This is a genomic window from Cedecea sp. NFIX57, assembly GCF_900177785.1.
GTDB classification, from domain to species: Bacteria; Pseudomonadota; Gammaproteobacteria; order Enterobacterales; family Enterobacteriaceae; genus Cedecea; species Cedecea neteri_C.
On record NZ_FXAS01000006.1, the window covers coordinates 169,112 to 181,499 of the forward strand.

The 12,388-nt window shown below is 57.7% G+C and carries 12 protein-coding genes; 2 read left to right on the top strand and 10 right to left on the bottom strand.

The genetic code is table 11. The features are described from left to right. Positions 1-24: 24 nt before the first annotated feature. From B9Y90_RS06985 to B9Y90_RS07025, 9 genes are all read right to left on the bottom strand, one after another. Positions 25-1,116, bottom strand: coding sequence for an alkylhydroperoxidase domain protein (locus tag B9Y90_RS06985; RefSeq protein WP_085540719.1), 1,092 nt, complete (start codon positions 1,114-1,116; stop codon positions 25-27). Continuing rightward, on the bottom strand, positions 1,113-2,159 hold the full coding sequence (locus tag B9Y90_RS06990) for a putative FMN-dependent luciferase-like monooxygenase (protein ID WP_085540720.1): 1,047 nt from the start codon (positions 2,157-2,159) through the stop codon (positions 1,113-1,115). The genes B9Y90_RS06985 and B9Y90_RS06990 overlap by 4 nt, the downstream gene beginning before the upstream one ends. After that, on the bottom strand, positions 2,156-3,775 hold the full coding sequence (locus tag B9Y90_RS06995; protein ID WP_085540721.1) for a dipeptide ABC transporter ATP-binding protein: 1,620 nt from the start codon (positions 3,773-3,775) through the stop codon (positions 2,156-2,158). Before B9Y90_RS06995 ends, B9Y90_RS06990 begins: the two co-directional genes overlap by 4 nt. After that, positions 3,772-4,632, bottom strand: a complete 861-nt coding sequence (locus B9Y90_RS07000; RefSeq protein WP_085540722.1) for an ABC transporter permease — start codon at positions 4,630-4,632, stop codon at positions 3,772-3,774. The genes B9Y90_RS06995 and B9Y90_RS07000 overlap by 4 nt, the downstream gene beginning before the upstream one ends. Further along, positions 4,629-5,573, bottom strand: coding sequence for an ABC transporter permease (locus B9Y90_RS07005; protein WP_085540723.1), 945 nt, complete (start codon positions 5,571-5,573; stop codon positions 4,629-4,631). Before B9Y90_RS07005 ends, B9Y90_RS07000 begins: the two co-directional genes overlap by 4 nt. Before the next feature lie 9 nt (positions 5,574-5,582). Further along, positions 5,583-7,208, bottom strand: a complete 1,626-nt coding sequence (locus B9Y90_RS07010; RefSeq protein ID WP_085540724.1) for a TIGR04028 family ABC transporter substrate-binding protein — start codon at positions 7,206-7,208, stop codon at positions 5,583-5,585. Positions 7,209-7,326: 118 nt separating this feature from the next. After that, positions 7,327-7,566, bottom strand: coding sequence for a DUF2554 family protein (locus B9Y90_RS07015; RefSeq protein WP_085540725.1), 240 nt, complete (start codon positions 7,564-7,566; stop codon positions 7,327-7,329). Between the two features lie 273 nt (positions 7,567-7,839). Continuing rightward, entirely contained in the window at positions 7,840-8,163 is a 324-nt protein-coding gene (locus B9Y90_RS07020; protein ID WP_085540726.1) for an AzlD domain-containing protein, read from the bottom strand. Continuing rightward, complete coding sequence (locus B9Y90_RS07025; protein WP_039306238.1) at positions 8,163-8,822, bottom strand: AzlC family ABC transporter permease; 660 nt, start codon at positions 8,820-8,822, stop codon at positions 8,163-8,165. Before B9Y90_RS07025 ends, B9Y90_RS07020 begins: the two co-directional genes overlap by 1 nt. Before the next feature lie 106 nt (positions 8,823-8,928). Between B9Y90_RS07025 and B9Y90_RS07030 the strand changes: the two genes are divergently transcribed. Next, positions 8,929-9,477 carry a helix-turn-helix domain-containing protein gene (locus tag B9Y90_RS07030; protein WP_008461431.1) on the top strand — a complete coding sequence of 183 codons (549 nt, stop codon included), beginning with the start codon at positions 8,929-8,931 and terminating at the stop codon, positions 9,475-9,477. Positions 9,478-9,517: 40 nt separating this feature from the next. On the opposite strand, the gene B9Y90_RS07035 is transcribed toward B9Y90_RS07030, so the two are convergent. Continuing rightward, positions 9,518-9,847 (bottom strand): SMR family transporter, encoded by a 330-nt coding sequence (locus B9Y90_RS07035; RefSeq protein ID WP_085540727.1) that lies wholly within the window; start codon positions 9,845-9,847, stop codon positions 9,518-9,520. Positions 9,848-10,156: 309 nt separating this feature from the next. Between B9Y90_RS07035 and B9Y90_RS07040 the strand changes: the two genes are divergently transcribed. Beyond that, the gene (locus B9Y90_RS07040) at positions 10,157-12,385 is read left to right on the top strand and encodes a glycosyl transferase family protein (RefSeq protein ID WP_085540728.1); all 2,229 of its coding nucleotides are present in this window, start codon (positions 10,157-10,159) and stop codon (positions 12,383-12,385) included. Positions 12,386-12,388 lie beyond the last annotated feature (3 nt).

A 12,388-nucleotide genomic window follows, 5' to 3' on the forward strand; every position in this document is an offset into this window, starting at 1 on the left:
CCGACACGTTTTGTCTTGCTGCACTCAGTTAAACGGCTCGCCCAGGGTGAGCATCAGACGGTTGGCCCACGCAAAAAAGGGCGTGGACTGCACCAAATCCAGCAACTCAAGCTCGCTTAATCCCAATTCCCTCAGGGCATGTATCTGTTGAGCATTGGCGCTCGCCGGGGTGGCGGATAGCGCCGCCGAAAAGTTAATTTCTGCCTGCCAGCGGGGTGACTGCCCGTCGCTCAGCGTCCCGGCAGGTTCGATGGCAAGCAACCGCTCGATGGCTTCGTTATGTTTTGACAGCTGGCTGGCTTTGCGGGCGTGCACAGAGGCGCAGTAAATGCAGCCGTTGACCTTGCTGGTCACCGTAGCGGCAAGTTCTCGCTCGGCGCGCGGCAAACCGCCGGGCGTATAGAAAATGCCTTTATCGGTAAGCGTGCGCTGCTCCAGTACCGGCAGATTACGGCCCAACAGGCGGAAATAATCCGAATCCTGATGCCCAAAGCGTTTCAGAGTTTCCTGCTGTTCCTGGCCGTATTCCGCGTAAGGCAGGGCGGCTATCCAGGGCTCCCAGTTAAGTTCGGCCTGGGTAAACGCCACCGGGGCGGATTTGCCGCTGGCGGTTAACGGCTGGCGGTGCCACTCTCCGGCGGCGGGAATGCGGACCTGTTCGCCGTCTACCGGCTGACCGCCAATCAGGCGTAAGCCACGCAGCAGGCGACTCTGGAAGGAAACGAAGCCAACAATCTGTGACAGTGTCACTATTTCTTCTTCGCTAAAGCCAACCTGAATCAGCACTTTGACGTCCTGCGGGCCCGCCTGCACCGGCTGGAAACTCAGTCTTTCGGCATGATGGAGCAAAGTACTAAAGCGTTCGCTGGCGGGTTTGCCTGCCAGACGCTGGGTGTAATGATCCGTGAGCCGGGCATCGTCGTGCCATTCCGCCACTCGCCTGGCGAGGTGAAGTCTTTCCACTAACGTCAGGCCACTTGAGCTGGCCTCACCGAAAAGCGCCTCATAGCTGCCCTGCGCGTGGGCTGTGGCGGCCTCGCGGATTTCCCGTGCTTCGGCAAGCGCGGTGCCGGGAATAATGTCTGCCAGGTGATTGAGCAGATCCGAATGACTCATAATGACTCCTTAGACAATGACGATGTAGAGGTTGGGCGGGCGCTGCTGCGAACCCAGCCAAGCACCGGGGCAACCTGCTGCGCGAGCAGTTCGATGGAACGCAAAATATAAGCGTGCGGCGGATCGATGGAATGCACCTGGAACGAAAGGTCTGTCACGCGCTGGAGCGTGCTGTCGCGCGCCAGGGAGGCAATGACCTGCTGCGGCGTCCCCAGGTGAACATCAAACGAGGCAATGTGGCTATCCAGCGTATCGCCCAAAACCGGATGCCCCTGCGCCCGGTGCTGTTCTGCCTGCTGGCGCAGCCCTTTGGCCGCGAGCTGCCTTGCCAGTCCGCCGTCGTCGGTGACAAAACCGGTTCTTGACCCCAGGATGCGCGGCTCAATGCCCTCTGGCAAGGCGTCCAGGTAGGCATCGATGATCGGGTTTTGTATCTCATCCAGCGGGGTATCCAGCGCGTCAGCCGGGCGAGGTTGAGTGCGGGAAAGCATTAGTCCATCGCCCGCTTTTCCTGCCCGCGCGCCGCCGTCAATGGAAAACGTTGCCTGCCAGATCCGATTTTTTAGCTGCGGGGAGGCCGGATAAAGATGGTTATCAGTGCCCGCAAGCGGCTCGTCGTTAAGGGCTGAGCGCAGTAATGCGAGGTTGTCGGCGTAAATTTTCCCTCTTTCCGCGCTTTGTAGCCCAAATGCCGGAAAGGATCCCGGTGTGCCGCCGGAGCCGACGCCAAGTTCAAAACGCCCGCCGCTAAGCAGATCCAGGACAACCGCGTCTTCGGCCACGCGCAGCGCGGATTCCATCGGCAGGGTAATAATGCCTGTGCCAAGACGTATGCGCCGGGTATGCGCCGCCACGTGGCTCAGAAAGACCAGCGGGGCGGGCAGGCCGCCTTCGGCCTCGTGAAAGTGGTGCTGTGCCACCCAGGCGGCGTCAAAGCCGTGCCATTCGGCATGAATAATTTGTTCCGTTGCCAACCGATAGCGTTCGGCGGCCGGGGCGTGGTCAAGCAGGCGGGTAAAAAAGCCCAGTCGTTTGATGGTCATGCAACGTCCTTATGGCCGGGGCCAATGTCGGGAATAGCGTTAAGCAACTGCCAGGTGTAATCGCTGGCCGGGGCGTGAAATACGTCGGCAATCGGGCCGTTATCCATCAGTTCTCCGGCACGCAGGACCGAAACGCTGTGTGCCAGCTGGCGCACGGTGGCGAGGTCATGGGAGATAAACAGGTAAGTCAGGCCTAGCTGTTGCTGCAAGTCGTCGAGCAGGCGCAGAATTTGTGCCTGCACCGTGACATCCAGCGCAGAGGTAGCCTCATCCAGCACCAGAATTTGCGGTTCAAGAATTAGCGCGCGGGCTATCGCTACGCGCTGCCGCTGCCCGCCGGAAAGCTCGCGAGGTTTGCGGGTCAACGCCTCCAGCGGGAGCGCCACGCGTTCGGTTATCGCTTCTACTTTGGCGCGCCGCTCGGCCTTCGACAGCTTGCCGAAGTTAAGCAGTGGCTCCTCAATGATGCGAAAAAGCGTCTGGCTCGGATCAAGCGACGCGAAAGGATTCTGATACACCAGCTGAATTTTCTGCCGGAGCTGGCGGCGGGCTTCCGGGCTGAGATCGGTGGTATTGATCCCGTCGATCAGCACTTGCCCGCTGTCCGGTTTCTGGAAACCCAGCAAAATGCGTGCAAGCGTGGATTTACCCGATCCAGACTCGCCGACCAGCGCGTGGGTGGTGCCTTTGGCCACGGTAAAAGACACATTGTCCAGAGCCCGAAGCGTCTGGTCACTGCCTTTCCCCAGGGAAAAATGCTGGCTCAGGTTGCGGATTTCGATGGCCGCCGTTTGCGGGGCGCGTAAAGGCCAGGCTCGCAGCGTGCGCGACAGCCCAGGAGCATCGGCAAACAGCTGGCGGGTATAGGGGTTTTTAGGCTGTCGAACGACGTCAGCCGTTGGGCCAGCCTCCTGGATTCGCCCGTCTCGGAACACCAGAATGTGGTCGGAACGCTGGGCGGCCAGCGCCAGGTCGTGTGTCACAAACAGTACAGCCGTACCGGACTCGCGCCGCAGAGTCTCCAGCAAATCAAGAATGCGTTTCTGCACCGTAACGTCCAGCGCGCTGGTTGGCTCATCGGCAATAATCAGCGCGGGTTTCAGGGCGATAGCCATGGCGATCAGCACCCGCTGTTTCATCCCGCCGGAAAGTTGGTGCGGATATTGGCCCGCACGCTGCGCCGGGTGGCTCAGACCCACTTTTTCAAGCAGGGCCACAACCTGGCTTTCCCGCTCGGCTTTAGGCAGCCGGGTGTGAAGTTTCAGCACTTCGGCCACCTGCTGGCCGATGGTTTTTACCGGATTCAGGGAACTGCCCGGATCCTGCGGGATCAGGCTGATACTGGCTCCGCGCAGGGCATCGAGCTGGCGGTCTGACCAGCGGTTGATGGTTTCCCCGTTGAGCTGAATTTCACCGGATTCAATCACGCCGTTTTCGCCCAGCAGCCCAATAATCGACTGGGCGAGGGTGGTTTTTCCGGAGCCGGATTCGCCCACTATCGCCAGCACCTCTCCGGCGTTCAGGCTAAAGGAGGCGTTATGCACCACGCGTTTGTTACCGCCGCGCTGGCGCCAAGCGATGCTCAGGTCAGTGATTTTTAGCAGCGGCGTATTCATGACGATCTCCGGGCAAAGTGGTGGCTAAGACGATTCACGGCAAGCACGACGGCCACGACAACCACGCCGGGGAAGGTAGAAAGCCACCAGGCCGTTGCCAGATAGTTCCGGCCTTCGGCAATCAGCAGTCCCCATTCCGGCGTCGGCGGTGGGGTGCCGTAACCCAGAAAACTTAGCGTAGACAGCGCCAGAATGGCGGAGCCGAACTGCAGCGCGGCAAAGGCGAACACGGAGGTCAAAGCGTTCGGTAAAATATGGCGCCAAAGCACCTGCAGGAAGGTACCGCCACTGCCGACTGCGGCCTCGACATAATCGCTGTGGCGAATACGAACCACTTCTGCGCGCGCCAGGCGGGTAAAGTTAGCAATAGACGTAACGCCCACCGCGATTGCGGCGTTCACCGTACCAAAGCCAAGCAGGATAATGACGCTAAGCGACAGCAGCAGACCGGGAATGGCCAGCAGCACATCCACGCCGCGCATGAGCGCGTGTTCCGTTTTACCGCCGGTTGCTCCGGCCAGGATGCCAAGTGCGGTGCCGACCACCAGCCCGAGCGTCACCGCGACCAGCGCCCCGGAAAGCGAATGCGATGCGCCCCAGACGATTCGCGCATAGAGATCGCGGCCAAGCTGATCGGTGCCTAGCCAGTGCCCGGCCTGAGGCGCAAGACGCTGCGCGCCCGGTACACCTTCGGTTGGGCTCCACTGAGTAAACAGTGCCGGGAACAGTGCCCAAAGTGCGACAATAATCAGCGTTAACCAGGCCAGCCAAAGACCGGGCTGGATGTTAGCGCGCAGACCCGAAAAACGGCTTACCGCACGGCGCGGCAGCGGAGTATTGATATCAACGGTCGTCATGCGGTTACTCCCCGAATAGACTTAAGGCGAGGATCGAGCAGGGGATAAAGCACATCCACCAGCAGATTAATGACCACGAAGCTCAGGGCGGAAATCATCACCACTGCCTGTAGCACGGCGACGTCCTGATTATTCACCGCCCGCTGCGTCAGTTGACCCAGGCCGTTAAGGCCAAAGACGGTTTCGGTGATAAGTGCCCCGGCAATCAGTTCACCCAACAGCAAACCGGCCACGGTCAGCACCGGCAGCAGAGCGTTGCGGGCCACGTGTCGCCACAGTACTCCGGCGCGGCTGCCGCCTTTTGCCCGTGCAACGGCGACGTACGGCTGAGTCAGCACCTGGTCGATGTTTCGCATCAGCAACTGGGCAAGCGGGGCGCTAATGGGCACCGCAAGCGTGGCGACCGGCAAAATCAGCCCCTGCCAGAAACCGGGATTGATCACCGGAATCAGCCGCCACTGGAAGGAAAACAGCTGGATGAGCGCAATACCGAGCCAAAACGTCGGTACGGCAATGAACAGCGCCGGAAGGTTGGCAAAGAGCGTTCTTAACCCGCGTAGCGGTGCGAGGGTTGAGGCCGCTGAAATGCCCACAGCGAGAATCATCGCGGCGGCAAACCCCAGCCCGGCCAGGCGCAGCGTCGAAGGAAGGTTGGCGGCAATCAGCTTGCTGACGGAAACGCCAGCCTCGATGGAGTAACCAAACTCACCGCGCAGCATATGGCCGAGCGTCGTCAAATATTGCTGCCAGAGCGTGGTGTTTTCGCCGTAGATCACCCGCATCTCCTGAATTTGTTCGGCGCTAAGGCCGAGATCCGGGTTCTGGAATTTGATCAAGACGGCATCGCCCGGCAACAGCTGTAGAAGAATGAACGACACGCTATAAGCCGCCCACAGTACCAGCAACGCCTGGGTTACGCGCCCGGCCAGATAACGTGTCATGGTTGCCCCTTAGTGTTTTTCAAGCCAGGCGGCGTAGAACGACGGGCGTCCGACCGCTTCAAACGCCACGCCTTTCAGCCACGGCGCACCGGCAAAGACCTGCGGCTCTTCAAAGATAGGAATGACGTACGCCTGGTCGATAAGATAGCGCTGGGCATCGCCCGCCAGCGCCAGGCGCTTCTGCGGGTCCACTTCGGAAGAGATCCCAACCAGCAGGGCATTCAGCTTGTCGTCGGTAAACTGCGAGGTGGCGCTGAGGCCGCCTTTTTGCAGCAGGGCGTCACGGTTGGCGGGATGGAACTGGCTTTTGATCACGTCCGGGTCAGCGCGACCCACTTCGATGACGTTAACCCCAGTTTTCTGCGGATCGTTGGTATCCAGCACCCGGCTACCGGCATCCCCGGCGCGCACGCTCAAACCCACGCCGATTTGCTTCCACTGCTGGGCAACCAGCTGCAGCACTTCTTTGTTCTGCGGCTGCGGCAGGGATTCGTAAATGGTCAGCGCCAGCGGCTTGCCGTCTTTCTGACGAATGCCGTTGCTGCCTTTTTGCCAGCCGGCTTCATCGAGCAGTTTGTTGGCCAGCGCAGGGTCGTATTTCAGCTTATCGCGCAGGTCAACATAACCCGCTGCGGTGCTGGCAATCACCGATGTGGCGACCGGGTAATTGGCGGAGAAAAGAGTATCGACAACCTGCTGAGCGTTAGTACCGTGCAGCAGCGCCTGGCGAACTTTGACGTCGGCGACCAGCGGGTTATCCGGGCGCAGCGCAATGCCGTCGTTCACGCCACGGGTAGGGGCGGCGTAAATGGGGAACTTCTGATCGGTGGCTTGTTTCTCATCATAAGCCTGCACCTGGCGAATAAAGTCCGCCTGGCCTGCCAGCAGCGCGCCGATGCGCACGCTGTCTTCCGGTGTCACCAGAATCTTAATGCCGTCGAGGTTGGCTGGCGCCTGTTGCGGGCTGTTTTTCGGCCCCCACTGGTAGTCCTTGCGTGCCACCAAATCGACTTCACGGCCCAGGGTTTCGTTTTGCACCACGAACGGGCCGGAACCGATGATATTGCGGGCATCACCCAGCTCGTCAAAAGTGCGCGCCAGCGTTTTCAGGGAAACCAGGCCGGAGCCGATGGTTGCCGTGCCCTGTAAAAATCCCGGCGACGGTTTTTTGAAGAAGAACTTCACGGTCAGCGGGTCAGCAACCTCACTGTGATCGTAGTTGTTGATCACTTCCGATACCGGCAGGCGCAGGGCTTTGTTGCCGAGGCCGTAAGTGTCAAAGTTTTTGGCGACGGCATTGGCGTCCAGCGGAGTACCGTCGGAGAAAGTCACGCCCGGGCGCAGCTTGAAGGTGTATTCGGTTTTGTCAGCATTGCTGGTCCAGGATTCGGCAATCCAGGGCTCCACTTCCAGCGTTTTGGGATTTTGCCAGGTCAGTTTGTCGGTGATTTGGTTCAGGATCCCGCCGTTCGGGTAAAAGCCCCCGGCCGGAGGATAAAGGTTGGTGTGAGCCTGTTGTTCCAGGTAGACCAATTCCCCGCCTTTTACCGGGGCGGCGCTGGTGCTGAAAGCAGCAAAGGCTGCTGCTAATGCCAGACCGCGAGCGATCGTGTTCTGGCGAGGCGATGATGGCATGGTGTTATCCTTTATTGTCTGATTTTTAGCGGCGCGCGCAGCGCCTTGAAACTCATAACAACTCAGGCAATAAAGGATGAGAACGAAGAAAATTTACTAACGATTGTTGAAAATCGACTTAACGCAAACAGGTGGCTGGCCGTCTGTGGGTTACCGCATGATGGTGTTCACGAAAATCATCAGCGGAATCTTCTGCCGCTTGGCGCAGTTCATTGCTGTCGGCCTGGTGGCTAAGCTGAATATCCATATCTTTCACCACGAAGTATTCATGCCCGTGGCGTTCAGCCATCGTCTGGCCGGAGAAGAGTGCGGTAACAATTAATAACAGGATAGTGTTCAGGGGGTGTTTTATTGCCATCTTGCCACGCCTCGTGGGTGTTTTTTCTTTGGTGGTAAGGTGCTGCTTTTTTCCTCTCACCCCGGCCCTCTCCCCTGAGGGGAGAGGGCCGGGGTGAGAGGCTGTGTCAGCACGGAACCTCGCTACTCTAGCGACAATCCCAGTGCGACACTATTCGGCGAATCAAAAGTGATTTAAAGGTTTGTCAGCAAGGTAAAAACGAGCAAGGAAGGCGTTTTGTTGCACTGTGGTTAAGGCTGAATATGCGAAAGGCCGCGCAATAGCGGCAGCCCATCAGTGAATACCGGCCAGGCGCAGGAGGGCGGTAACCAGTGCCGCGGCGATGATGACAAAAATCAGCGGCACTTTGCGCCAGGCAAGGACAACGGCCACGGCAACGCCTGCAAACCTGGCATACCCGGCGAAATGAGCTCCTTCAAAAAAGGTGGTTGCCAGCGCCACAGAGAACAGCAGGGTCGTTGCCCCGTCGTTAAGCAGCTTTTGCGAACGTTCGGAAAGCGCCAGCTTGCTGCCGAGCCTGGCGCCGCTAAAGCGCATCAGCCAGGTTCCAGCTGAAAGTACGGCCAGTCCGGCAAGCACGGTCAATGTATTGGTCATTATTTTTTCCTCGCCAGCAGGCCTAACATGGAAAGCAGCACCGGCAGCCCGACGGGAGCGAAAGGCGTGGCGGCAAGGGAAATGGCGGCACCGGTCGAGGCGCGAACCAGAGTGGTACGGCTTTTAAACGCCGGGATCACCAGCGCCAGCAAAATTGCCGGGAAAACGGCGTCCAGCCCGATCACCTCCGGGGAAGGAAGCAGGCTACCCACGCCTGCGCCGAGCAGCGTGCCAGCAGGCCAGAAGAGCGCGACGCCAGCCCCGCAGAGCCAGTAGGCAGCTTTGCGTTTTTCAGGCGTGGCCTGAGACAGGCCGAACACGACGCTTTCGTCGTTCATGATATGGCAACCCAGAAGGCTTAGCAGGCGCGTGCCCACCAGTTCACGCACGGCCACGCCAAACGGAATATGTCTGGCGTTGACCAACAGGCCGGCCATCGCGGCCGCAAAAGGATTACCGCCGCTGGCAATAATGCCGATAAACATAAACTCGGACGCCCCCGCCAGGACGACAAAAGAGGCCAGAACCGGCAACCAGAGGGGGAATCCGTAGGCCATTGCAAGCGAGCCGTAGGAAACGCCCACGACGCCGACGGCCAGGCAGACCAGAAATATTGCTTTTTTGGTGTCTCCGGGCAGGGTGCGGAGGTGTTCGCGCATCATCTAATGGTTTCCATATCGAACGAAATCGCCATTATAATGACTGCAATCTGCTACTATATCAAGCGAACGAATCGTTCATTTTACCGAACAGTGGGGGAGTTTTATGACCCAGCCAATAGACACTATCGCCAAAAGTCTGGTGCGGGAACGCGGGCGCACAGGGCTGTCGCTGGCGGAAGTGGCTCGAAGAGCCGGGATTGCGAAATCCACGCTTTCACAACTGGAGGCCGGGAACGGCAATCCTAGCCTGGAAACGCTTTGGGCGCTGTGCGTGGCGTTGAATATTCCGTTTGCCACGCTGCTGGAACCGCAAAGTGCCAGAACACAGATTATTCGCCGGGGAGAAGGCAGCCGCATCGCCGCCGAACAGGCTAATTATGTGGCTATTTTGCTGGCAACCTGCCCGCCAGGCGTGCGCCGGGATATCTATCTGGTTGAAGCACAGCCGGGGACGCCGAGGCTGTCGGAGCCGCATCCGCCGGGGTCCGTGGAGCATATGATTGTGACCCAGGGGCGGGCGCTGGTCGGCCTGACGGAGTCTGCTGCTGAGCTGGGGGTTGGGGATTATATTTGTTACCCGGCGGATCAGCCGCATATTTTTCGTGCGCTGGAGCCGGACACTATGGCCATTATGGTGGCGGAGCAGAATTGACGACCGACGCGGGCTGCCTTTTTAAGACAGCCCGTTTTGATTAATGGGCTACGGATTTGGAGAACAGGTTAATTACCAGCACGCCGAGAATAATTAACGCCATCCCCGCGAGCGCGGGCCAGTCGAGCTTTTGCCCCAGGAAAAGCCAGCCAATCATACCTATCAAGACGATCCCGGCACCTGACCAGATCGCATAAATGATCCCGGTTGGGATAGTGCGCATGGTGATAGACAGCGCATAAAACGCAACGCCATAGAACAGAACTGTCACGACGCTGGGCCACAGGCGGCTGAAACCATCAGAGAGTTTTAACGCAGTGGTAGCAATCACTTCGGCGACGATTGCGAGAATAAGCCAGCTATAGGTCATGTTGGGGTATCCAGTGAGAGACGGCGATTGCGGAGCGCTATTTTGACCTGGCGGCACAGTTTTCGAAAGACGGCACAGCAAAAAGGCCAGGCCATCGCGCTTGATGTTTATGGGCTGTTTAATTTGTTAAATCCAGCGTCTTCAACTGGTTTAAAAGTTAATCTCCAGTTTGTTTGCGGTTTAAATCAAAAATAAATGAAGCATGATGCTTTATCAGAATATTCTGTTCCCCTATGATACCGGTAACATTCTGATGGTGACAAAAAAACCGCCGCCAGATAAACGACAACTTAACCTCTGGGGTAAGGCATGGACGGGTGGGTAGATTACTTTTCGAGCTATCTTTATGGTGTCAAAGTAATCGCAATGGGTTTGGCTATTCTGATATTTATCAGTGGAATAGACGACCTTTTTATTGACGCTGTGTATTGGCTTCGTCGCCTGTGGCGCGCCTTTACCGTCCGTCGTCAACATCCTCAAGTCAGCCGCCAGACGTTGCTTCAGCTTCAGGAAAAACCGTTAGCAATATTGGTGCCAGCCTGGCATGAAACGGGCGTTGTGGGCAAAATGACCCGCCTTGCGGCGACCTCGATTGACTACGAAAACTACCATATTTTCATTGGTATCTACCCGAATGATTTCACCACCCAGCGCGACGTTGAAGATGTTTGCGCTCGCTTTCCCAACGTGCATAAGGTCGTTTGTGCCCGGCCTGGCCCAACCAACAAAGCTGACTGTCTGAACAACATCCTGGATGCTGTTTTCCTGTTTGAGCGCGACGCCTGTTTTAGCTTCTCCGGTTTTGTTCTCCATGATGCAGAGGATGTTATCTCCCCGTTTGAGCTGCGCCTGTTTAATTCCCTGGTCGACCGCAACGATCTGATTCAGCTTCCTGTTTACCCGCTGGAACGAAGTTGGAAGCATTTCACCAGCCTGAGTTATCTGGATGAATTTTCCGAACTGCAGGGTAAAGATGTACCCGTTCGTGAAATCCTGGCGGGACAAGTGCCCAGCGCTGGCGTCGGAACCTGCTTTAGTCGCCGGGCCATCCTTGCGCTGCTTGCGGACGGTGAGGGGCGTGCTTTCGACGCACAAAGCCTGAGCGAGGAATACGACATCAGTTTCCGTCTGCGAAAAAAAGGCATGACGGAGACTTTCTGCCGTTTTCAGGTGATGGACGATGCCGGGGAGCGAAAGAGGTCGTTTGGGGCCAGACGGCGAATGGCTAATGTGGTGTGCGTTCGTGAATATTTCCCGGATACATTTCGCGAGGCGGTAAGGCAGAAATCACGCTGGATCATCGGCACTGTCTTTCAGGGGTTCAAAACCCACCGCTGGACGTCAAGCTGGAGGCTAAATTACTTCCTGTGGCGAGACAGAAAGAGCGGCCTGGTAAATTTCCTGGGTTTTGCCGTGATGCTGATAGCGATTCAACTGGGTGGGCTATGGATTTATGAGCATACCGTGGATGATGCCTGGCAATTCATGTCAATTTTGTGCTGTGACCAATGGTTCGTCATCCTGCTGTGGATCAACCTTGGCCTGCTAGCCAATCGCATCTTGCAGCGTATTATTTTCGTCAGCGGTTTTTACGGGCTCCGGCAGGGGTTACTCAGTATTCCCCGGTTATTCTGGGGGGCGCTGATCAATTTTATGGCTAATTGCCGTGCTATACGGCTGGTGATCCTGTACGGCGATCCGCGCTGTGTGGCCTGGGACAAAACCCGCCATGACTTTCCTCACACGCTGCCACGGGATCCGGCCCTGCGTCCGCTGGGCGAAATACTGATGGCACACGGCATGATCAGCCAGGCTCAACTCGATGAAGCCATACAGCAGCGGATTCCAGGATTGAAACTTGGCGGGCGTTTGCTGAGAAGTGGCGTTATCAACGTGCTGCAACTTGCACAGGCGTTGGCAGAACAGGCTGGTGTTCCCATGGAGCGTATGGATTGCCGCTGTCTCGATAAACGACTCATCGCGGAGTTACCTGCCGGGGTGGCTCGTCATTACGCGGTACTGCCGCTGAGAGAAGAGCCAGATAAATTGGTTCTCGCCAGTGAAAGCTCGCTGGATCCTGTTTCGCTGGCCGCACTGGCACGCAAGATTGGCCGACCTGTGCGCTACGTCATCGTGCCTCGTGGTGAGGTTGTGGTTGGGCTAAGGCACGGGTACGGCGAAACGCAAAATACGGAGCAATTTGCGTTGCTTTCCAGAGCGGCGGCAGCGGGGATGCTGAGTCCGAAGCGGGCAGAAGCGTTATGGCACGAGTACGTTTCCGGGCAAATTTTATTTGCGGAAGTGTTGATCACTGAAAGCTATCTGGATGCGGCCGTGCTGAAAGCAGTTCTGCTGCGCTATGAACGCAGTGATATGCAATTTGGCGATTTCCTGGTGCAGGAAGGGGTCGTCGGGCAGTCTGCTGTCGACCACGCGCTGGAACAGCAGAAAAAACTGCAGCCTTCGTTGAGCGGGTTGATGCAAAGCGCCGGGTTGAGCAGCCTGCAAATCTCCAGTCTTATCGGAGAATTAGCATGAGGC